22 protein-coding genes are annotated in these 22,801 nt (G+C 37.2%); 21 read left to right on the forward strand and 1 reads right to left on the reverse strand.

Annotated elements, in window-relative coordinates:
• Positions 1-171: 171 nt before the first annotated feature.
• The 12 genes from coaBC (at position 172) to spoVM (ending at position 13,201) form a co-directional block, all read left to right on the forward strand.
• A complete protein-coding gene (gene coaBC, locus ACODS7_RS01445; RefSeq protein WP_043937038.1) occupies positions 172-1,377 on the forward strand; it encodes a bifunctional phosphopantothenoylcysteine decarboxylase/phosphopantothenate--cysteine ligase CoaBC in 1,206 nt (401 codons plus the stop codon).
• On the forward strand, positions 1,374-3,779 hold the full coding sequence (priA, locus tag ACODS7_RS01450) for a primosomal protein N' (RefSeq protein ID WP_048564398.1): 2,406 nt from the start codon (positions 1,374-1,376) through the stop codon (positions 3,777-3,779). Before coaBC ends, priA begins: the two co-directional genes overlap by 4 nt.
• A gap of 11 nt (positions 3,780-3,790) precedes the next feature.
• Positions 3,791-4,261, forward strand: coding sequence for a peptide deformylase (def, locus tag ACODS7_RS01455; RefSeq protein WP_000279455.1), 471 nt, complete (start codon positions 3,791-3,793; stop codon positions 4,259-4,261).
• A gap of 23 nt (positions 4,262-4,284) precedes the next feature.
• Positions 4,285-5,229: a methionyl-tRNA formyltransferase gene (gene fmt / locus ACODS7_RS01460; protein ID WP_088115006.1), complete on the forward strand. Its 945-nt coding sequence runs from the start codon at positions 4,285-4,287 to the stop codon at positions 5,227-5,229.
• Positions 5,226-6,560, forward strand: a complete 1,335-nt coding sequence (gene rsmB, locus ACODS7_RS01465; protein WP_016080514.1) for a 16S rRNA (cytosine(967)-C(5))-methyltransferase RsmB — start codon at positions 5,226-5,228, stop codon at positions 6,558-6,560. Before fmt ends, rsmB begins: the two co-directional genes overlap by 4 nt.
• Before the next feature lie 4 nt (positions 6,561-6,564).
• Positions 6,565-7,653, forward strand: a complete 1,089-nt coding sequence (gene rlmN / locus ACODS7_RS01470) for a dual-specificity RNA methyltransferase RlmN (protein WP_000450550.1) — start codon at positions 6,565-6,567, stop codon at positions 7,651-7,653.
• A 4-nt stretch (positions 7,654-7,657) separates the two neighbouring features.
• Positions 7,658-8,410, forward strand: a complete 753-nt coding sequence (locus ACODS7_RS01475; protein ID WP_016080515.1) for a Stp1/IreP family PP2C-type Ser/Thr phosphatase — start codon at positions 7,658-7,660, stop codon at positions 8,408-8,410.
• An 8-nt stretch (positions 8,411-8,418) separates the two neighbouring features.
• Positions 8,419-10,392: a Stk1 family PASTA domain-containing Ser/Thr kinase gene (gene pknB, locus ACODS7_RS01480; RefSeq protein ID WP_088115007.1), complete on the forward strand. Its 1,974-nt coding sequence runs from the start codon at positions 8,419-8,421 to the stop codon at positions 10,390-10,392.
• A gap of 246 nt (positions 10,393-10,638) precedes the next feature.
• On the forward strand, positions 10,639-11,520 hold the full coding sequence (rsgA, locus tag ACODS7_RS01485; protein ID WP_001113932.1) for a ribosome small subunit-dependent GTPase A: 882 nt from the start codon (positions 10,639-10,641) through the stop codon (positions 11,518-11,520).
• A gap of 2 nt (positions 11,521-11,522) precedes the next feature.
• Positions 11,523-12,167, forward strand: coding sequence for a ribulose-phosphate 3-epimerase (rpe, locus tag ACODS7_RS01490; RefSeq protein WP_000589974.1), 645 nt, complete (start codon positions 11,523-11,525; stop codon positions 12,165-12,167).
• Between the two features lie 206 nt (positions 12,168-12,373).
• Positions 12,374-13,054, forward strand: coding sequence for a thiamine diphosphokinase (locus ACODS7_RS01495; protein WP_029443120.1), 681 nt, complete (start codon positions 12,374-12,376; stop codon positions 13,052-13,054).
• A gap of 66 nt (positions 13,055-13,120) precedes the next feature.
• Positions 13,121-13,201: a stage V sporulation protein SpoVM gene (gene spoVM, locus ACODS7_RS01500; protein WP_001213599.1), complete on the forward strand. Its 81-nt coding sequence runs from the start codon at positions 13,121-13,123 to the stop codon at positions 13,199-13,201.
• 73 nt (positions 13,202-13,274) lie between these two features.
• On the opposite strand, the gene rpmB is transcribed toward spoVM, so the two are convergent.
• On the reverse strand, positions 13,275-13,463 hold the full coding sequence (gene rpmB / locus ACODS7_RS01505; RefSeq protein WP_000124776.1) for a 50S ribosomal protein L28: 189 nt from the start codon (positions 13,461-13,463) through the stop codon (positions 13,275-13,277).
• A gap of 376 nt (positions 13,464-13,839) precedes the next feature.
• On the opposite strand from rpmB, the gene ACODS7_RS01510 reads away from it, so the two are divergent.
• The 9 genes from ACODS7_RS01510 to rncS all read left to right on the forward strand — a co-directional run bounded on the left by ACODS7_RS01510 (position 13,840) and on the right by rncS (position 22,709).
• Positions 13,840-14,202, forward strand: a complete 363-nt coding sequence (locus ACODS7_RS01510; protein WP_000021109.1) for an Asp23/Gls24 family envelope stress response protein — start codon at positions 13,840-13,842, stop codon at positions 14,200-14,202.
• 22 nt (positions 14,203-14,224) lie between these two features.
• Positions 14,225-15,901 (forward strand): DAK2 domain-containing protein, encoded by a 1,677-nt coding sequence (locus ACODS7_RS01515; protein WP_000027131.1) that lies wholly within the window; start codon positions 14,225-14,227, stop codon positions 15,899-15,901.
• A gap of 290 nt (positions 15,902-16,191) precedes the next feature.
• On the forward strand, positions 16,192-18,240 hold the full coding sequence (recG, locus tag ACODS7_RS01520; protein ID WP_029443119.1) for an ATP-dependent DNA helicase RecG: 2,049 nt from the start codon (positions 16,192-16,194) through the stop codon (positions 18,238-18,240).
• Positions 18,241-18,328: 88 nt separating this feature from the next.
• Positions 18,329-18,922, forward strand: coding sequence for a transcription factor FapR (gene fapR, locus ACODS7_RS01525; RefSeq protein WP_000747349.1), 594 nt, complete (start codon positions 18,329-18,331; stop codon positions 18,920-18,922).
• The gene (gene plsX, locus ACODS7_RS01530) at positions 18,919-19,911 is read left to right on the forward strand and encodes a phosphate acyltransferase PlsX (RefSeq protein ID WP_016080519.1); all 993 of its coding nucleotides are present in this window, start codon (positions 18,919-18,921) and stop codon (positions 19,909-19,911) included. Before fapR ends, plsX begins: the two co-directional genes overlap by 4 nt.
• Before the next feature lie 14 nt (positions 19,912-19,925).
• On the forward strand, positions 19,926-20,870 hold the full coding sequence (gene fabD, locus ACODS7_RS01535) for an ACP S-malonyltransferase (protein WP_029443118.1): 945 nt from the start codon (positions 19,926-19,928) through the stop codon (positions 20,868-20,870).
• A complete protein-coding gene (gene fabG, locus ACODS7_RS01540) occupies positions 20,870-21,610 on the forward strand; it encodes a 3-oxoacyl-[acyl-carrier-protein] reductase (RefSeq protein ID WP_016080521.1) in 741 nt (246 codons plus the stop codon). The genes fabD and fabG overlap by 1 nt, the downstream gene beginning before the upstream one ends.
• Positions 21,611-21,679: 69 nt before the next feature.
• A complete protein-coding gene (acpP, locus tag ACODS7_RS01545) occupies positions 21,680-21,913 on the forward strand; it encodes an acyl carrier protein (protein ID WP_000786062.1) in 234 nt (77 codons plus the stop codon).
• Between the two features lie 58 nt (positions 21,914-21,971).
• Positions 21,972-22,709: a ribonuclease III gene (gene rncS, locus ACODS7_RS01550; protein ID WP_016080522.1), complete on the forward strand. Its 738-nt coding sequence runs from the start codon at positions 21,972-21,974 to the stop codon at positions 22,707-22,709.
• Positions 22,710-22,801 lie beyond the last annotated feature (92 nt).

The raw sequence follows: 22,801 nt of genomic DNA on the forward strand, positions 1-22,801 counted from the left end.
CCTTTGCCTTCGACAAAATAAAACATAGACTTTATAATTTTCTATGTAACGGTAACAACCTATTTACAAGTAGGTTGTTATTTTTTTACGAAAGGAATGAAATATTGGTACTGACGAGCTGGGAATTCTATTTCAGTATTATAAGTTTGAAAAAGAAAGAGGACGAGTCATATGCTAAAAGGGAAAAAGATACTTCTATGTGTAACAGGAGGCATTGCGGTTTTTAAAGCAGCTGCGTTAACGAGTAAATTGACACAATCTGGCGCGATTGTAAAAGTAATGATGAGTGAGTCGGCAATGAAGTTTGTTACGCCTCTTACATTCCAAGCGCTTTCTCGCCATGATGTATATACGGATACGTTTGATGAGAAAGACTCGGCTGTTATTGCTCATATTGATTTAGCAGATTGGGCGGATGTTGTACTTGTCGCACCTGCTACTGCCAATTGTATTGGAAAGTTAGCTGGTGGTATTGCAGATGATATGATTACAACTACTCTGTTAGCTACTACAGCCCCGGTATGGATTGCACCTGCTATGAATGTGCATATGTATGAAAATAAAATTGTTCAAAAAAATATGATGACATTGAAAACGCTAGGATATACATTTATTGAGCCTGGGGAAGGCTTTTTAGCATGTGGATATGTAGCGAAGGGACGACTAGAAGAACCTGAAGCAATTATTGCAAGGTTAGAGGAAGCTTTCTCAGAACACAAACCATTGCAGGGAAAAAGAATATTAATAACTGCTGGCCCAACACGTGAAAAAGTTGATCCAGTTCGTTTTATGACGAATTTTTCTTCTGGAAAAATGGGGTATGCGATTGCAGAAGTGGCGGCGAATTTAGGCGCTGATGTTATACTCGTTTCAGGACCGACAGCATTAAATCCACCGTTACATGTAACGACAGTGCAAGTGGAATCTGCACAAGATATGTTAGAAGCAGTTCTTCAACATTATCAAAACGTAGACGTTGTCATTAAAACAGCAGCAGTTGCAGATTATCGTCCGAAATATGTTCATGATAATAAAATGAAAAAGCAAAATGGTGATGCTGTCATTGAACTCGAAAGAACGGTGGATATTTTAAAAACGTTAGGTCAGAAAAAGGATAAACAGTTACTTATCGGTTTTGCTGCTGAAACGACAAATGTAGAGGAATATGCAACGAAAAAACTACGTGAGAAAAATGCAGATATGATTGTCGCGAATGATGTAAAAGCGCAAGGAGCTGGATTTGGCACGGATACGAATATTGTAACAATGTATAGAAAAGATGGAAAAGTTATTGAGTTACCACTTTTACTGAAAAAAGAGGTAGCTAGTGAAATATTAAAGCAAATTGAAATGATGTTAGAAGATGATCGTTTATGAAATTTGCAAGTGTAATTGTTGATGTACCTGCCCGTCAGACAGATCGACCATTTGATTACATTATCCCTGAAAAATGGGAAGATATTGTACAGACAGGAATGCGTGTAGTAGTTCCGTTTGGGCCAAGGAAATTGCAAGGTTTTATTATTGGGATTAAAGATTCGGTGGATGTAGAAAGTAAGAAGTTAAAGACAATCCATGAAATATTAGATGTAACACCGGTTTTAAATGATGAATTATTAAAGCTTGGATATTGGCTTACAAGTGAAACGTTATGCTACATGATTTCAGCTTTTCAAGTGATGCTTCCAACTGCGATAAAAGCAACGTATAAAAAACGTCTACAAATTTGTAAGCAGGAAGAAATAGCACCTGAAATACTATATTTATTTCAGGATAAAGAAGCAATTGATTTTGAAGTAATCGAGCAGCAGCCACATTTATACCGGACTATTCAACAAGAAATTAAAAATGGTACGGTTGAAGTCGTTTATCAAGTGAAAGATAAAGTACAAAAGAAGAAGCAAAGAGTTGTTCAGCCGGAGTTGCCAGAAGATAAATTGGAATTAGCAGCATTTGAACTGAAAAGTAAAAAACAACAAGATGTACTTTATTATTTTGTGGAAAATTATAAAAGTGTACCGTTGAAAATAATTACAGAAGAGTTACAAATAACAGATGCTCCAATAAAAGCACTTGTTAAAAAGGGCTTCATTTCAGAAAAGTATGTGGAAGTATACCGAAATCCGTATGACGATGATGATTTTGAACAAACGAAACCATTTCCACTTACGGAGGAACAAAAACAAGTTATTACACCGATTTTATCATCAATTACAAATGAAACTTATAATCCATTTTTACTATATGGTGTTACAGGAAGTGGAAAGACAGAAGTATATTTACAATCTATAGCAGCAGTGCTCGAGAAAGGAAAAGAAGCTATCGTTCTTGTTCCTGAAATTGCACTAACGCCCCAAATGGTGGATCGTTTTAAAGGTAGGTTTGGTTCGCAAGTTGCAGTTCTTCATAGTGCGTTGTCTGTTGGAGAAAAGTATGACGAGTGGCGTAAGATTTTAAGAAAAGAAGTGAAAGTTGTAGTTGGTGCGCGTTCAGCCGTTTTTGCGCCTTTTGAGAATTTAGGGATTATCATTATTGATGAAGAGCATGAATCAAGTTACAAACAAGAAGATAATCCGAGGTATCATGCAAGAGATGTAGCTGTCTGGAGAGGGCAATATCATAAATGTCCTATCGTTCTTGGTAGTGCGACACCAACACTTGAATCGTTTGCAAGGGCGAAAAAAGGTGTTTATGAACTACTAACAATGGAAAAACGTATGAATGAACAAGCTTTACCAACAGTAGAGATTGTTGACATGCGAGAAGAACTTCGTGACGGGAATCGATCGATGTTTTCTAAGGCGCTGCATGAAAAAATAGCAGATCGATTAGAAAAGAAAGAACAGATGGTACTCTTTTTAAATAGAAGAGGTCATTCTACATTTGTTATGTGCCGTGATTGTGGGTATGTTGTACAATGTCCGCATTGTGATATTTCATTGACATATCATAAAATGAATCATCGTTTAAAATGTCATTATTGTAGTCACGAAGAAAATATGCCAACTGAGTGTCCAGCTTGTCAAAGTACATACATTCGTTTCTTTGGTACAGGTACACAAAAGGTAGAAGAAGAAATTACAAAACTATTTCCAGAGGCGCGAGTCATTCGAATGGATGTAGATACGACAAGTAGAAAAGGAATGCATGAAAAATTATTAAAGGCGTTTGGGGAAGAAAAAGCAGATATATTACTTGGAACACAAATGATTGCTAAAGGATTAGATTTTCCGAAAGTAACGCTTGTTGGGGTTTTAACTGCGGATACGATGCTTCACTTACCTGATTTTCGGGCAAGTGAAAAGACATATCAGTTATTGACGCAAGTAAGTGGACGAGCGGGTAGACATGAATTGCCAGGGGAAGTTGTGATTCAAACGTATACGCCAGAACATTACAGTATAGAGTTAGCGAAGAACCAACAATATGATGTGTTTTTTGACCAAGAAATGCAAATGAGACGAACAAGACAATATCCCCCATATTACTATGTTGTACTCGTAACCGTATCTCATCCAGAATTATTAAAAGCGGTGCAAGTGACGGAAAAAATTGCCTCGTATTTACGAACGCATTGCTCACAGCAAACAATGGTGTTAGGACCAGTTGCTTCAGCAATTCCAAGGATAAAAGATAGATATCGTTATCAATGCATGATAAAATACAAACGGGAACCAAACTTAAAGAACGTGCTCAAAATGGTAAATGAACATTATCAAGCAGAAATGCAAAAAGAGCTACAAATCTCAATTGATTTTAATCCAACAATGTTAATGTAGCGGAGGGAAATATGGCAGTTTTAGAAATAATAAAGCATCCAAATGAAGTGTTAGAAACACCATGCGAAAGAGTAATTAACTTTGATAAAAAGTTAGTGAAATTGTTGAAAGATATGCATGAAACAATGTTAATTGCGGACGGAGTCGGTTTAGCTGCGCCTCAAGTAGGTGTAAGCTTGCAAGTAGCGGTTGTTGATGTCGATGATGATACTGGGAAAATCGAGTTAATCAATCCATCAATATTAGAAAAACGTGGTGAACAAGTAGGTCCCGAAGGCTGTTTAAGCTTCCCGGGACTTTATGGTGAAGTAGAACGTGCCGATTATATTAAAGTAAGAGCGCAAAATCGCCGTGGGAAAGTATTTTTATTGGAAGCGGAAGGATTTTTAGCGCGTGCAATTCAACATGAAATCGATCATTTACACGGTGTTTTATTTACATCGAAAGTGACAAGATATTATGAAGAAAACGAACTAGAATAGGTGTTAAAAGGAGCGGTTTTTAAATGATAAAAGTAGTGTTTATGGGAACACCGGACTTTTCAGTGCCGGTGCTTCGTCGTCTTATTGAAGATGGCTATGAGGTAGTAGGTGTTGTGACGCAACCTGATCGTCCAGTAGGTAGAAAAAAAGTATTAACACCTACACCTGTTAAAGTTGAAGCGGAAAAACATGGTATCCCTGTGTTACAACCGTTAAAAATTCGTGAACAAGATGAATATGAAAAAGTATTGGCATTAGAGCCAGATTTAATTGTAACAGCTGCATTTGGTCAGATTGTACCAAATGAAATTTTAGAAGCACCGAAGTATGGATGTATTAATGTCCACGCTTCTTTACTTCCTGAACTTCGTGGTGGTGCACCAATTCATTATGCAATTATGGAAGGTAAAGAAAAAACTGGTATTACAATTATGTATATGGTAGAAAAATTGGATGCTGGTGATATTTTAACGCAAGTGGAAGTCGAAATTGAAGAGCGTGAAACGACAGGCTCATTATTTGATAAATTAAGTGAAGCTGGAGCACACCTTCTATCTAAAACAGTACCTTTATTAATTCAAGGTAAGTTAGAACCGATTAAACAAAACGAAGAAGAAGTAACGTTTGCGTACAATATAAAACGTGAACAAGAGAAAATTGATTGGACAAAAACAGGTGAAGAAGTATACAATCACATTCGCGGATTGAATCCATGGCCAGTTGCTTATACAACTTTAGCAGGACAAGTTGTTAAAGTATGGTGGGGAGAAAAAGTACCTGTAGCTGAACCGGCTGAAGCAGGTACGATTGTTGCAATCGAAGAAGATGGTTTTGTTGTAGCAACTAGTAATGAAACAGGTGTTAAAATTACTGAATTGCAACCTTCTGGTAAAAAGCGTATGAGTTGTTCACAATTTTTACGTGGAACAAAACCTGAAATTGGAACGAAGTTAGGAGAAAATGCATGAGACAAAATGTTCGTGAATTAGCTCTTGATGGTTTAATTCAAGTGGAAAAAAGTGGTGCATATAGCAACTTACTTTTAAATAATCTAATTGAAAAAAGTGCAATTGATCGAAAAGATATTGGTTTATTAACTGAAATTGTATATGGAACGATTCAACGTCGTGACACATTAGATTATTATTTACAGCCTTTTTTAAAAAAGAAGGTTGAGGCGTGGGTAAGAGTATTGCTTCGTTTATCTTTATATCAAATGATTTATTTAGACCGAGTGCCAGAAAGAGCGGCTATTCATGAAGCGGTTGAGATTGCAAAGCGTCGCGGGCATAAAGGAATTGCTGGTATGGTGAACGGTGTATTACGTTCGATTCAGAGAGAAGGTGTACCTTCTGTAGATGAAATCAAGGATCCAGTAGAACGTCTTGCAATTGCGACGAGTCATCCAGTTTGGCTTGTACAAGAGTGGACTTCTGCATTTGGCTTAGAAACTGCAGAGAAAATGTGCGAAGTAAACATGTTACCACCTGTACCAACAGCACGTGTGAATGTTGATAAGATAACGGTAGAAGAAGCGATTGAGTTGTTGGCAAGTGAAGGTATAGAAGCAAAACGTGGTGACTTGTCAGATGATGCAATTCAGATTGAAAGAGGAAATGTAGCGCATACAGAAGCGTTTAAAAAAGGATTTCTTTCTATTCAAGATGAAAGTTCTATGCTTGTAGCACGCGCTTTAGAACCAAATGAGGGAGAGACAGTTCTTGATAGTTGTGCGGCTCCTGGTGGTAAAACTACGCATATAGCAGAGCGTTTAAAGGGAACTGGTAAAGTAATGTCCCTTGATTTACATGCACACAAAGTACGTTTAATTAAACAGCAAGCAGAGCGACTTGGTTTAGAAAATGTCGAAACAAAAGCGCTAGATGCTAGAAAAGTGCAAGAGCACTTTGCAAATGAAACGTTTGATAAAATATTGGTAGATGCACCGTGTTCTGGGTTTGGTGTAATTAGACGCAAGCCTGATATTAAGTTAGGAAAAGATAAAGGCGATAGTGAAAGATTATCGACGATTCAACTTGCGATACTAGAAAAAATAGCACCATTATTAAAACAAGGCGGTCGTCTTGTTTATAGTACGTGCACAATTGAGAAAATAGAAAATGAACAAGTAATAGATAAATTTTTAAAAGAACATCCTGAATTTGAATGGGATACTACGATAAAAGAACGTATGCCAGAAAAATTAAGTCCGTATATTAATGAAGGTCAAGTACAAATTTTACCGCATTATTTTGCAACGGATGGCTTTTATATTGCTTGTTTAAGGAAGAAGGTGTAGCATCATGGAAACAACTGTAAGAAAACAAAAGAAAAATGTAGAAACGAAGAAACCATCAATTTACTCTTTACAACTTCATGAAATGCAAGATTGGTTAAAGGAACAAGGAGAACCGAAGTTCCGCGCTGGACAAATTTTTGACTGGCTATATAAAAAACGTGTAAAAAATTATGAGGATATGTCAAACCTTTCTAAAGGATTGCGTGATAAATTGTCGAATTCCTTTGATATTACTACTTTAAACACGTTAGTAAAACAAACGTCTTCGGATGGAACGATTAAATTCTTATTCCAACTATATGACGGATATTCTATTGAAACGGTATTAATGCGACATGAATATGGAAATTCCATTTGTGTAACAACGCAAGTTGGTTGTCGTATTGGATGTACGTTCTGTGCTTCGACACTTGGTGGACTAAAACGAAACCTAGAAGCTGGAGAAATCGTAGCGCAAGTAGTAGAAGTTCAGCGTGCGCTTGATGAAACAGAAGAACGTGTAAGTTCTCTTGTTGTTATGGGAATTGGAGAACCATTTGATAACTACGATAATTTAATGGGATTCTTACGCATCACTAACCATGAAAAAGGACTTCATATTGGTGCTAGACATATGACTGTTTCGACGAGTGGAATTATCCCGAAAATTTATAAGTTTGCTGAAGAAGAACTACAAATTAATTTTGCGATTTCATTGCATGCTCCAAACTCAGAATTACGTTCAAAATTAATGCCGATTAACCGTGCTTATAAATTACCGGATTTAATGGAAGCTATTAAATACTATGTAAATAGAACAGGGCGCCGTATTACTTTTGAATATGGATTATTTGGAGGAGAAAATGACCAAGTTGAGCACGCTGAAGAGCTTGCTGCGCTCTTAAAAGGTGTAAAATGTCATGTAAACTTAATCCCGGTAAACTACGTACCTGAACGTGATTATGTACGTACACCACGTGAGCAAATTTTCTTGTTCGAGAAAACGTTAAAAGATCGTGGAGTGAATGTAACGATTCGCCGTGAACAAGGTCATGATATTGACGCAGCCTGCGGTCAGTTGCGTGCGAAGGAGCGCAAAGAAGAGACGAGGTGACGAGATGAAAGCCGTATTTCTATCGGATAAAGGAAAAGTTCGTCAACATAATGAAGATAGTGCAGGAGTTTTTCGCAATTTAGATGGAAATGTTTTAGCGGTAGTAGCAGATGGAATGGGAGGTCATCGAGCTGGTGATGTAGCTAGCTCGATGGCTATTCAATTATTCCATGATTATTGGAAGCAAACGCATAATATGAATGAACCGAAAAAAGTAGAACAATGGTTACATACTAGTGTTGGGATTATTAATGAGCGTATATATGAATACGCTCAGCAAAATGTAGAATGTAATGGTATGGGAACAACGCTTATAATAGCTGTTTGTACACCAAGTTTTGTGACAATAGGGCATATAGGAGATAGTCGTTGCTATATGGTATCAGAAGGAGAAATGACGCTTGTAACGGAAGATCATTCGCTTGTAAATGAGCTTGTGAGACATGGTGAAATTTCAAAGGAAGATGCAGAGTATCATCCGAAAAAGAATGTTTTATTAAGAGCATTAGGAACAGAAGAAAAAGTTGGATTGGATGTTAAAACGTTGGTGCTTGAGGAAGATGATCAGTTGCTTCTTTGCTCTGATGGGTTATCAAACAAAGTTTCTATTGATGATATGCAACAAATTTTACAGTTAAATGAACAGCTTGAAGGTAAAGGGCAGCGTCTCATTCAATTGGCGAATGATCGCGGTGGAGAAGATAATATCACACTTGTTCTTATTGATTATGCGGGTTCGACAAACGAAAGTAGGTGAAGTGCAACGTGCTGATTGGAAAACGCTTAAATGACCGTTATAAGCTGCTGAAAATGATTGGTGGTGGCGGAATGGCCAATGTATATTTAGCTCATGATGATATACTTGGCCGAGATGTAGCGGTAAAAATATTAAGACTCGACTATTCAAATAACGAAGAGTTTATTAAACGTTTCCATCGAGAAGCGCAGTCTGTTACAACGTTGTCGCATCCAAATATTGTGAATATGTATGATGTCGGAGAAGAAGATGGTATATATTATCTTGTCATGGAATATGTACCTGGGCAAACATTGAAGCAATACATAATTGAGCGAGGTATGTTACCTATAGGAGAAGCTCTTGATATTATGGAGCAGTTAACCTCCGCCATGGCACACGCCCATCATTTTGAAATTGTGCATCGTGATATAAAGCCGCACAATATTTTAATTCGAGCTGATGGAATAATAAAAGTAACAGATTTTGGAATTGCGACAGCTACAAGTGCAACAACAATTACACATACAAATTCAGTACTCGGTTCAGTCCATTATTTATCACCAGAACAGGCACGCGGCGGGATAGCAAATAAACAATCGGATATTTATTCTCTTGGAATAGTTATGTTTGAATTGTTAACAGGAAGACAACCGTTTTCTGGCGAATCTGCTGTTGCTATAGCTTTAAAACATTTACAAAGTGAAATCCCATCACCAAAAAGGTGGAATGAAAATATTCCGCAAAGTGTTGAAAATATTATATTAAAGGCAACTGCAAAAGATCCGTTCCATCGATATCAATCTGCCAATGCGATGAAGCGAGATATTGAAACTGCGCTATATCCAGAGAGGATAAATGAGCAACCATTTTACATACCGGAAGATATGGAAGCGACGAAAGCGATTCCGATTATTCAACAAGAACAATTATTTGCAAATGTAAGTGATGAAACGATTGTTTTAAAAGGGAGTAAGGTGGAGGAACCAATAAGAGCTGAAGCAGCTGAGTTAGATAAGAAGAAAAAACGGAGTAACAAGTGGCTTAAAGTTTTAATTTCAACATTTTTATTTTTAGCAATAGGGATAACATTAGCGCTTACGGTTATTCCAGGATTATTTATTCCGAAAGATGTGAAAGTTCCTGATGTGGCTGGTATGAAATACACGACAGCTGTGAATACATTAGTAGAAAAGGGCTTTGAGGTGACGGAGCCTAATATTGTATATACAGATGATGTTGAGGTTGGGAATGTAATAAAAACAGATCCTATAGCAGGAAGAGTCGTAAAAGAAAACGCTAAAATTACTATCTATCAATCAGGTGGAAAAAAGAAAAGTAAGATGAAGAATTTCACAGGACAAAACTTTGAGAGTGTAAAAACTGAGTTAGAAGAAAAATATAAACAAGTTACAGTAAATTATATTGAAAATGATAAGCCGAAAGGTGAAATTGTAGAGCAAATCCCGACGCCTGATCAAATGGTTATAGAAGCGGAGCAAGAACTGAAAATCTGGGTAAGTAAAGGTCCTTATCAAATTAGACCAGGTGATTTTTCGGGGTGGACCGAAAATAGTGTAACTGGTTATTTGAATGAGAGAAAACTAACTTCGGATATAAAACGAGAGTATTCAGATACAGTTGAAAAAGGACTTGTAATTTCGCAATTTCCAAAGCCAGGTACGCCATTAAAAGAGGGAGATAAAGTAACTATTATTATCTCTGATGGTCCAAAGCCTAAAGTGACTAAAACGGTAAAAGTGGACAATATTTCTGTCCCATATGAGCCTGCTGCAACAGGTGAGAAAAAGCCGCAAACAATAGAAATTTATAAAGAAGATATGCAGCAAAAAATGGATAGACCGGTTGAAACGAGAACGATTACTGAATCAGCGACTATTTCTTTAGAATTTGTAATTCAAGAAGGTTCAAAGGGACACTATAAAATTGTACGAGATGGAGTAACGATTATTGACAAAGAAGTACCATATCCAACTCAATAATAGTGAAAGTCTACTTATTATTATTGCCTGTTATGCTGTCTACAAAGTGGACGGTATAGCAGGCAAAAATATATGATTCAAAAAGCTAGTAAAGTGATGCAGCTGTAGATGTTTTTTACATTTAATGAAAAAAATTAATGTATATTAGCGAAAGTATATATGGTAGATTTTGAAATCGTTATTTGGAAAATTAAAATCCATTCATTTTTAAATTCAGCATCACCTTATACAAAAAAGGAGAATTCTATGCCAGAAGGAAAAATTATAAAAGCTTTAAGTGGGTTTTATTACGTGCAGCATGAAGAAGGGGTTACGCAATGTCGTGGGCGAGGTGTATTTAGAAAAAATAAAATTACACCACTTGTAGGAGACCAAGTTGTTTTTCAGGCGGATAATCCAACTGAAGGTTATGTGCTTGAGGTGTTTGATCGAAAAAATGAACTTGTTAGACCTCCTATTGCTAATGTTGATCAAGCGATCCTCGTGTTCTCTGCAGTAGAACCAGATTTTAATCCTGGACTGTTAGATAGATTTTTAGTGCTGATTGAATATCATAACATTAAGCCGATTATTTGTATTAGCAAGATGGATTTAGTGGATGAAAAGATGAAAGCAACTGTTGAAGCTTATGCGAACGATTATCGTGAGATGGGTTATGATGTGTTATTTACTTCTATCAATACGTCAGAAAGTATTGATATATTAAAACCATACTTAGAAAATTGTGTTTCTGTCGTTGCGGGTCAATCAGGTGTTGGGAAATCTTCAATGCTTAATGTGCTACGTCCAGAATTAGAACTGAAAACAAATGATATTTCCTCCCATTTAGGACGCGGGAAGCATACGACAAGGCACGTAGAATTAATTGCAATTGGGAGTGGACTAGTTGCAGATACACCTGGCTTTAGTTCGTTAGATTTCATAGATATAGAAGTAGAAGATCTTACATATTGTTTTCCAGAGTTGAAAGAAGCGAGTCAATACTGTAAATTTAGAGGGTGTACACATCTTTCTGAACCGAAATGTGCTGTGAAAGCTGCGGTTGAAGAAGGGAAGATTACAGAATATCGCTATAAGAACTATAAACAATTCGTGGAAGAAATTAGAGAGAGAAAGCCGAGGTATTAGTTATGATTAAAATTGCACCATCGATTTTATCAGCAGATTTTTCAAAATTAGGGGAAGAGATTAAAGATGTAGAAAAGGGCGGAGCGGATTACATTCACGTTGACGTAATGGATGGACATTTCGTACCAAATATTACGATTGGACCGTTAATTGTAGAAGCTATCCGTCCGATTACATCATTACCATTAGATGTACATTTAATGATTGAAAATCCTGATAACTATATCCCAACTTTCGCACAAGCGGGAGCGGATATTATTACTGTTCATGTAGAGGCGTGTCCGCATCTACATCGTACAATTCAGTTAATTAAATCTCATGGTATTAAAGCGGGCGTTGTATTAAATCCGCATACGCCAGTTTCAGTGATTGAGCATGTATTAGAAGATATAGATATGGTATTACTTATGACAGTAAACCCTGGATTTGGTGGACAGAAGTTTATCCATTCTGTATTACCGAAAATTAAACAAGTTGCAGACATGGTGAAAGAGCGTAATCTAGAAGTAGAAATTGAAGTTGATGGTGGTGTGAATGCTGAAACAGCAAGACTTTGTGTGGAAGCAGGAGCAAATGTACTTGTAGCTGGGTCAGCAGTATACAATCAAAAAGACCGCGGTGAAGCAATTCGCGTAATTCGTGGGTAGTGATGAACTAACGGGCAGTAAGCCCCCCACCTTAAAATTCAGCGGAAGCTAAGAAGTTAGGTGGGATCAGGCTGCCCATAAAAGCCCGATTGGTTCAACTAATAATCAGTGGGGATGAACAAAACCCCCACTGATTAAAGTTTCACTTTATCCTAGTAAGGTATTTATAGGATAGGGTAAAAATATGTAAAAAGGCAATCTACCGAATGGCAGATTGCCTTTTTACAATGGAAGGGGAAGAAAAAATGATTATTCATATTTTGGCAGGAGGACCTTTGGAATATTGCGCAGATTTTGCTCGATATGAGAATGAGGAAGTAGTGTGGGCAGCGGTTGATAGGGGAGTATACCGTCTATTAAAGAAAGGGATTACCCCGGCTGCTGCGTTTGGAGATTACGATTCAGTTACTGAAGAAGAATTAGTATGGATGGGACAGCAAACGAACGAATTACATATTGTTCCGCGGGAAAAAGATCAAACGGATTTAGAAATTGCAATCAACTGGGCATTAGGACAGAAGCCGGCACTAATTCGTATTTTTGGTGCTACCGGTGGAAGGCTTGATCACGGTTTGGCAAATATACAAATGCTTTTAAAAGGGTTAGAAGTAGAGATAGAAATGTGTATTGTGGACAATAAAAATGAAATAACAGTTAAAAAAGTGGGTACACATATAATTGAAGAAAATAAAAATTTTCCTTATGTATCTTTTGTACCAGTTACTGAAATAGTGGAAGGGATTACATTGTTTGGTTTTAAGTACCCTCTTACTAATAAAACAATAGAGTGGGGATCAACGCTTTGTATTAGTAACGAACTCGTTGAGGAAAAAGGTACTTTTTCATTTACTTCTGGCATATTAATGTTGATAAGAAGCACTGATTGAAGAAACAATTTTGCTCCTTACATCATATAGTGACCAAGTGGAGTAATGGGGATTAGGAGGGAAACCATGAGATTTTATACAATTAAGTTACCTAAATTTCTTGGTGGAATTGTTCGTGCAATGTTAAATACCTTCAAAAAAGATTAAAAAAAGCACCTATCACCGGTGCTTTTTCCATTGTTATAGTAAAAAAAGAGCCTATCGGCTCTTTTTTTTATTATTAAACACGTTCGATTTTGCCAGATTTTAATGCTCTAGCAGAAACGTAAACACGTTGAACTTTTCCGTCGATGCGTACGCGAACTTTTTGAAGGTTAGCGCCCCACTTACGTTTTGTAGCGTTCATTGCGTGAGAACGAGAGTTACCAGAACGAGCTTTTCTTCCAGTAATAGCACAAACACGAGCCATTTATATTTCCCTCCCTTGATACCTTACCATACGTAATTTTTCAATGTTAGTCTTTTATGCGATGCTAAAAACACTACTATAATTTAACACAACTAAAAAGAGAATGCAACACCGTAGAAAAAAGAAATCAAGAAAATTTACTTGACACTATATGTCAATGAAGAAAAGTTGAAATCCATAAAAATTGCTTGACATATTATAGTGGTACATGTTGTATAATAACAATGGACTATTTTGCTCATCATAAAAAAGTGTAATTTAAAACATAAAATATGAGAGTGAAAAGAAAGAACGATGGAATTTTCTTTAAAAAGATTATATGATAGTAACTAAAGTAGTCTAGCTCACTTTCACCATTTATGAAGGGGGAAACGAGATGTCAATTGAAATTAAAACGAAGTACGGTCAAATTGATATTAGTACAGATGTAATTGCAACAATTGCTGGAGGTGCCGCGGTAGATTGCTACGGTATCGTAGGTATGGCATCAAAAAATCAGTTAAAAGATGGATTAACAGACATTTTACGAAAAGAAAACTTCACTAGAGGTGTTATTGTTCGTAAAGATGAAGATGAAGTACATATTGATATGTATATTATTGTGAGCTATGGTACGAAAATTTCAGAAGTGGCACATAATGTGCAGACGAAAGTGAAATATACATTAGATCAAACTGTAGGACTAGCAGTAGATTCTGTAAACATCTACGTACAAGGAGTTAAAGTAATAAACTTGTAATGTGCATTAAGGAGGAAAATCTGTGTCAATTCAAAAAATTGATGGAAAACGTTTATCACAAATGATCATGCAAGGAGCGAATAATTTAACAAATAATGTTCAGCTTGTTGATGCATTAAACGTATTTCCAGTTCCAGATGGCGATACCGGTACAAACATGAACTTATCTATGACTTCAGGTGCGCGTGAAGTGAAAGCAAATCCTTCACAGCATGCTGGTAAAGTCGGCGTAAGTTTAGCCAAAGGATTATTAATGGGAGCTCGTGGTAACTCTGGAGTTATTCTATCTCAGTTGTTCCGTGGTTTTTCTAAATCCATTGAACAAAAAGAAGAGTTAACAACAGTTGATTTTGCTGCAGCACTAGAAGCTGGAGTAGAGGCGGCTTATAAAGCGGTTATGAAACCGATTGAAGGAACGATTTTAACGGTTGCAAGAGAAACGGGTAAATATGCAGTGACAGTTGCGAAAAAACAGCGCGACTTTGTTTTGTTTATGGAAGACGTTGTGAAAGAAGCAAACGCATCGTTAAATCGTACGCCAGATTTATTACCTGTATTAAAACAAGTTGGCGTTGTAGATAGCGGTGGTAAAGGTCTTGTAGTGGTATACGAAGGATTTTTAGCTGACTTAAAAGGAGAAACGATTTCTTCTGATGCACCGACGCAAACATCTATGAATGAGATGGTACGCGCAGAACATCACCGTAGTGTACAAAGCCAATTGAGTACAGAAGATATTAAGTATGGATATTGTACGGAGTTCATGGTGAAATTAGAGGCTGAAAAGGTGAAAGAGCATAATTTCTCTGAACAAAAATTCCGTGAAGATATTAGTGTATATGGTGATTCTCTACTAGTTGTGTCTGATGATGAAATTGTAAAAGTTCATATCCACGCAGAACATCCTGGAGACGCTATGAACTACGGGCAAAAATACGGTAGTTTAATTAAGATTAAAGTAGAAAATATGCGTGAACAGCATACTGCTTTATTAGATGAACCTGCTATGGTTCCTGAACAACCAGCTCAATCGAAAGAAAAACAACCATATGGTATCGTAACTGTGGCAATGGGGTCTGGTATTAAAACTTTATTTGAGAGCATCGGTGCAACGAAAGTTATCGAAGGTGGTCAAACGATGAATCCAAGTACGGAGGATATCGTGAAGGCAATTGAAGAAGCAAATGCTGAAAAAATCATTATTTTACCGAATAACGGAAATATTGTAATGGCAGCAGAACAAGCGGCATCAGTTGTAGATCAAGAAGTTATTGTTGTTCGTTCGAAAACAGTTCCTCAAGGTATGGCAGCAATGTTAGCATTTAACCCAGTTGGAACGTTAGAAGAGAATGAAGAAAACATGCAAGAAGCTTTATCTCATGTGAAAACAGGTCAAATTACGTATGCTGTACGTGATACGGAAATTGATGGTGTAGCAATTCAAAAAGATGACTTCATGTGTATTGCAGATGGGAAAATTGTATCTACAAATGCTGAAAAAGTAGGAGCTGCGAAGCAATTACTAGAAGCGCTTATTGATGAAGATTCTGAAATCGTAACGATTCTACAAGGTGAAGATGCAACTGACGAAGAAGTAGCGGAGTTAGTTGAATTTGTAGAAGAGAAATTTGAAGATGCAGAAGTAGAAGTGCATGCTGGAAACCAACCAGTGTATTCTTTCATCTTCTCTGTAGAATAAGATAAGATTCGTTTTGAAAATAAATGGATTACTTACTTGCTAATGGATAAGAAGTAGTAATATGAAGTTTATTACTAGTTTTTATTCAAAAGGCTAGCATATTGAAGAGAGAAAAGAGCCTTGCTGCTAATAGTGAGGCTCTTTTTTACTTGTTTTATATAAGGGATTTGAGTAGTTTCTCTTAGAATGCCTATGATAGAATATATAAGGTGAAAGAGAGCGATTACAGATGCTAATTGATACTCAAATAGAATGCAATAAAGAAAATAATGTGACGGGGTGTGAGAATCTTGAATGATGTTGTACAAGTTCCTGTTACGGATGTAAAGGGGATCGGAGGAGAAACATCTGAATTACTACATGAGATGGGGATTTATACAGTTTCGCATCTATTAGAACATTTTCCGTACCGTTATGAAGATTATGCGATGAAAGATCTTGCTGAAGTAAAGCATGATGAACGTGTAACGGTTGAAGGGAAGGTTCATAGTGCTCCTTTGCTGCAATATTATGGTAAGAAGAAATCGCGTCTAACAGTTCGTGTTCTCGTCGGTCGTTATTTAATTACGGCGGTATGTTTTAATAGGCCTTACTATAAGCAAAAATTAACGTTAGATGAAACGGTAACGATTACTGGTAAATGGGATCAACATCGTCAAACAATTGCTGTATCAGAACTTCATTTTGGGCCAGTTGTACGTCAACAAGAAGTGGAGCCTGTTTACTCAGTAAAGGGGAAACTTACAGTAAAACAGATGCGTCGTTTTATTGCTCAAGCGTTAAAGGAATATGGAGATTCTATAGTCGAAGTGTTACCGGATGGTTTGTTAGGTCGATATAAATTATTACCAAGATATGAAGCGCTTAGGGCCTTGCATTTTCCGGTAGGACAGGAGGATTTAAAGCAAGCGCGTCGCCGTTTTGTATATGAGGAATTTTTCTTATTTCAGCTGAAAATGCAAACGCTGAGGAAAATGGAGAGGGAAAATTCAAAAGGGACGAAGAAAGAGATTTCGTCAGTAGAATTACAAGAATTTATCGATGCACTGCCGTTTCCGTTAACGGGTGCGCAGCGCCGAGTTGTAGATGAAATTTTAAAAGATATGACATCTCCTTATCGGATGAACCGACTATTACAAGGTGACGTTGGTTCTGGGAAAACAGTTGTTGCTGCGATTGGCCTTTATGCATCGAAATTAGCTCATTATCAAGGTGCTCTAATGGTTCCTACAGAAATTTTAGCTGAGCAACATTATCAATCGCTTGCTGAAACGTTTTCGCATTTTGGTATGAAAGTGGAACTGCTAACAAGTTCTGTTAAAGGTGCGAGACGCCGAGAAATTTTAGCGAAGTTAGAACAAGGAGAAATAGATATTCTTGTTGGAACGCACGCTTTAATTCAAGATGAAGTTATATTTCATAGGTTGGGTCTCGTTATTACAGATGAACAGCATCGATTTGGTGTAGCGCAGCGCCGGGTTTTACGGGAGAAAGGTGAAAGTCCAGATGTATTATTTATGACAGCGACACCGATTCCGCGTACGCTAGCAATTACTGCGTTTGGAGAGATGGATGTTTCGATAATCGATGAGATGCCAGCAGGTAGAAAGGTGATTGAAACATACTGGGCAAAGCATGATATGTTAGATCGCGTTCTCGGTTTTGTTGAGAAGGAAATAAAAAAAGGAAGACAGGCATACGTTATATGTCCTCTAATTGAAGAATCTGAGAAACTTGATGTGCAAAATGCTATCGACTTACATAGTATGCTGACGCATCATTACCAAGGGAAATGCCAAGTTGGATTGATGCATGGGAGATTATCTTCTCAGGAAAAAGAAGAGATAATGGGACAGTTTAGTGAAAATAAAGTGCAAATTCTTGTATCGACAACAGTTGTTGAAGTGGGTGTGAACGTACCGAATGCGACTGTAATGGTTATTTATGATGCAGAACGTTTCGGTTTATCGCAGCTTCATCAGCTTAGAGGGCGTGTCGGGCGTGGTAGTGAACAATCATATTGTTTATTAATAGCAGACCCTAAATCAGAAACAGGAAAAGAAAGAATGCGCATAATGACTGAAACAAATGATGGATTTGTATTGTCAGAAAAAGATTTAGAATTACGAGGTCCTGGAGATTTCTTTGGGAGTAAGCAAAGTGGCTTACCAGAATTTAAGGTTGCTGACATGGTACACGATTATCGAGCGTTAGAAACAGCAAGGCAAGATGCGGCGATACTAGTAGATTCAGAAGCGTTTTGGCACAATGATCAGTACGCTGCCTTGCGTACGTATCTTGATGGGACAGGTGTGTTCCAAGGAGAGAAGCTCGATTAAAGGGAGTCAACAAAAAATTTTGTTGCATTCTACTTTTAATGATTATATACTACTGTTAGTACCTAGTCATAAAAATGGATGGTGCGGTATGAAAAAAAGAAGAAGTAAAAAAGAAAGACAAGAGTTATTACAACAAACAATCGAATCAAATCCTTTTATTACGGATGAAGATTTAGCGGAAAAATTTCAAGTGAGTATACAAACAGTACGACTTGATCGTATGGAATTGTCTATTCCTGAATTAAGAGAGAGAATTAAACATGTAGCTACAAAGCAACATGAAGAAGATGTAAAATCTTTACCGCTAGAAGAGGTTGTTGGAGAAATTATTGACATTGAATTAGATAGACATGCAATCTCTATCTTTGAAGTGAAGGTAGAACATGTATTTAAAAGAAATCAAATTGCCCGTGGGCATCATCTGTTTGCGCAAGCAAACTCACTAGCTGTTGCGGTTATTGATGAAGAATTAGCTTTAACTGCAAAGTCTACCATTCGCTACATTCGCCCTGTAAAATTAGGAGAGCGTGTTGTTGCAAAAGCGCGCGTTGAAGATGTAGAGAATGATAAGGGACGGACGGTTGTCAAAGTGCGTAGCTTCGTTGGAGAAGAACTTGTTTTTACAGGCACTTTTGAAATGTATCGATCTAGTAATTATAGTGAGGAAGGTAACAACTTATGAAAATCGCAATAGATGCAATGGGTGGAGATCACGCTCCAAAGGCTGTAGTATTAGGGGCAATGAAAGCTATTAAGGAATATTCTGATTTACATATTACGTTAGTAGGGAAAGAAGAGGAAATTCGTCAATACTTAACGAGTGATGAACGAATTACTATTCTTCATACAGACGAAAAAATAGAATCGACGGAGGAACCAGTAAGAGCGGTTCGTCGAAAAAAACAAGCTTCAATGGTACTTGCGGCACAGCAAGTAAAGGATGGAGAAGCAGACGCTTGTATATCCGCAGGTAGTACAGGAGCTTTAATGGCAGCTGGATTATTTGTTGTCGGTCGTATGGAAGGAATTGAACGACCAGCTTTATCACCTACAATGCCAACTGTTGATGGAAAAGGTTTTGTTATGTTAGATGTTGGAGCAAATGTTGATGCAAAACCAATTCATTTATATCAATATGCAGTAATGGGATCTGTTTACGCTGAGAAGGTAAGAGGAATTGAAAATCCTCGCGTTGGACTATTAAACGTTGGAACAGAGGATGGAAAAGGAAACGAGCTTTCAAAGCAAGTATTTGCAATGCTTAAGGATGCGCCAATTAATTTCGTTGGGAACGTTGAATCAAGAGATTTATTGCAAGGTGTAGCAGATGTTGTTGTATGTGATGGTTTTACAGGGAATGTAGCGTTGAAATCATTAGAGGGAACAGCACTTGCGCTATTCTCTATGTTGAAAGAACAACTAATGAGTTCGTTTACGAGTAAATTAGCAGCGGCAGTATTAAAGCCAAAACTTATGGTATTAAAAGATAAAATGGATTATTCGGAGTATGGGGGAGCTGCATTATTTGGATTGAAAGCACCTGTCATTAAGGCTCACGGTTCTTCTAATGACCAGTCGATATTTAGTGCGATTCGTCAAACGAGAGAAATGGTAGCGAAAGAAGTAATTCCTACGATTTCAAACGTAATGGAGAAAGAGCCACTCCAATAAGAGGAGGATTTGAAATGGGAAAAATAGCATTTCTTTTTCCGGGCCAAGGTTCACAGGCAGTTGGAATGGGTAAACAATTAGCAGAGAATAATAAAGAGGTTGCAAAAGTGTTTGCAAAAGCAGATGAGGTGTTGCAAGATTCACTTTCGGAAGTGATTTTTGAAGGGCCGCAGGAAAAGCTTACATTAACAACAAATGCGCAGCCTGCATTATTAACAACGAGTTTTGCTGTTTTGACAGCTTTAAAAGAGTATGACATTACACCTGACTTTGTCGCTGGTCATAGTTTAGGTGAATATAGCGCTCTTGTAGCGGCTGGTGCATTAACTTTTGAAGATGCTGTATATGCTGTAAGGAAACGCGGGGAATATATGGAAGAAGCTGTTCCAGGCGGGGAAGGTGCAATGGCGGCTATATTAGGTGCTGATCCACATATGCTGAAACAAGTTACAGAAGAAGTAACAAGTGAAGGATATGTAGTGCAAATCGCTAATATGAATAGTACGAAGCAACTTGTGATTTCTGGAACGAAGCAAGGAGTAGAGATTGCTTCTCAAAGAGCGAAAGAAAATGGTGCAAAGAGAGCAATTCCACTAAAAGTAAGTGGGCCATTCCATTCGTCACTTATGAAGCCGGCAGCTGAGAAGTTCCAAAGTGTTTTAAATGAAATTACAATTCATGACACGAATATTCCTGTTATTGCAAATGTTACGGCGGATGTTATTACAAGTGGTGCAGACATTCAAGAAAAGTTAATCGAACAGCTTTATTCGCCTGTATTATGGTACCCGTCTATTGAATGTATGGTGAAGCAGGGAGTAGATACATTTATTGAAATTGGACCTGGAAAAGTACTTGCTGGACTTATGAAGTCAATTGATTCATCAGTGAAAGCATATGCGATATACGATGAAGAGACATTAAAAGATACCATTTCAAATTTGAGAGGAGAAAACTGATGTTAAAAGGGAAGGTAGCATTAGTAACTGGCGCTTCACGTGGAATTGGTCGCGCGATTGCGATCGATTTAGCGAAACAAGGGGCAAATGTAGTAGTAAATTATGCTGGTAATGAACAAAAGGCAAATGAAGTAGTTGATGAAATTAAGAAATTAGGTTCGGATGCAATTGCAGTAAGAGCAGACGTTGCAAATGCTGATGATGTTACAAATATGGTGAAACAAACAGTAGATACATTTGGACAAGTTGATATTCTTGTAAATAATGCTGGTGTAACAAAAGATAATTTATTAATGCGTATGAAAGAAGAAGAATGGGATACAGTTATTAATACAAACTTAAAAGGTGTATTCTTATGTACGAAGGCAGTATCTCGTTATATGATGCGTCAACGTCATGGACGTATTGTTAATATCGCTTCTGTTGTCGGAGTAACAGGAAACCCAGGACAAGCGAATTATGTAGCTGCTAAAGCTGGTGTAATTGGATTAACAAAAACATCAGCGAAAGAATTAGCGAGCCGAAATATTACAGTGAATGCAATTGCTCCAGGGTTTATTGCGACTGATATGACGGATGTATTAGATGAAAATATAAAAGCTGAAATGTTAAAGTTAATTCCTGCAGCTCAGTTTGGTGAAGCACAAGATATCGCAAATACTGTAACATTTTTCGCTTCTGATCAAAGCAAATATATTACAGGACAAACGCTAAATGTTGATGGCGGAATGGTAATGTAATAAAAGAATCGATTTCAACTAGTTTTTTTGGACAATATTTAATATAATATTTGAGGGGAGGTGAATGGAATGGCAGATGTTTTAGAGCGTGTAACAAAAATCATCGTTGATCGTTTAGGTGTAGAAGAAACTGAAGTAGTACCAGCTGCGAGCTTTAAAGAAGATTTAGGCGCAGACTCCCTAGATGTAGTAGAACTTGTAATGCAATTGGAAGATGAATTCGAAATGGAAATTTCTGATGAAGATGCTGAAAAGATTGCTACTGTTGGCGATGCTGTGACTTACATAGAGAGTCATCTATAATGCTTAAGTGAAGTCCCGTTTTTTAGCGGGGCTTCTCGGCTTATATCTGGAGGGACCTATGCCGTACCGAAAACATAGAGAAAAAAAATACGAAACAAAATATCGTGAAGCATTTAAAGTATTTCAAGAAAAGATAGGTATTACGTTTACTGATGAAAAATTATTGATTCAAGCATTTACGCATTCATCGTATGTGAATGAGCATCGAAAAAAACCGCATGAAGATAATGAGCGTCTTGAATTCCTTGGAGATGCAGTATTGGAACTAACTGTATCGCAGTATCTGTTTCAAAAATATCCGACAATGAGCGAAGGAGAGTTAACAAAACTACGTGCAGCTATTGTATGTGAGCCATCTCTTGTTCGTTTTGCGAACGAATTGTCATTTGGTAGCCTAGTTTTATTAGGAAAAGGTGAAGAAATGACAGGTGGACGTGAACGACCAGCTTTATTAGCGGATGTCTTTGAAGCGTTTATTGGTGCCCTTTATCTTGATCAAGGGCTAGAAACAGTTTGGGAATTCTTAAAAGAAATTGTATATCCGAAAATTAATGAAGGTGCTTTTTCTCATGTGATGGATTATAAGAGTCAGTTACAAGAATTGATTCAGCGTGATGGTAGTGGTAATGTTGAGTATCAAATTTTGCAAGAAAAAGGACCAGCTCACAATCGTGAATTTGTGTCACGTGTTACGTTAAATAACGTAGCTTTAGGTCTTGGTAGTGGTAAGTCGAAAAAAGAAGCAGAGCAACAAGCTGCTGCAGAAGCATTAAAAAAATTAAAAGAACAACTATAAGGAATCCCCCTTTGAATGAGGGGGATTCCTTATGCATAGAATGAAACTTTCTTTTTTTTGTAAATAAAAAGAAAGTAAATCCGTATAATAGC

This window comes from Bacillus sp. FG16 (genome assembly GCF_057809515.1).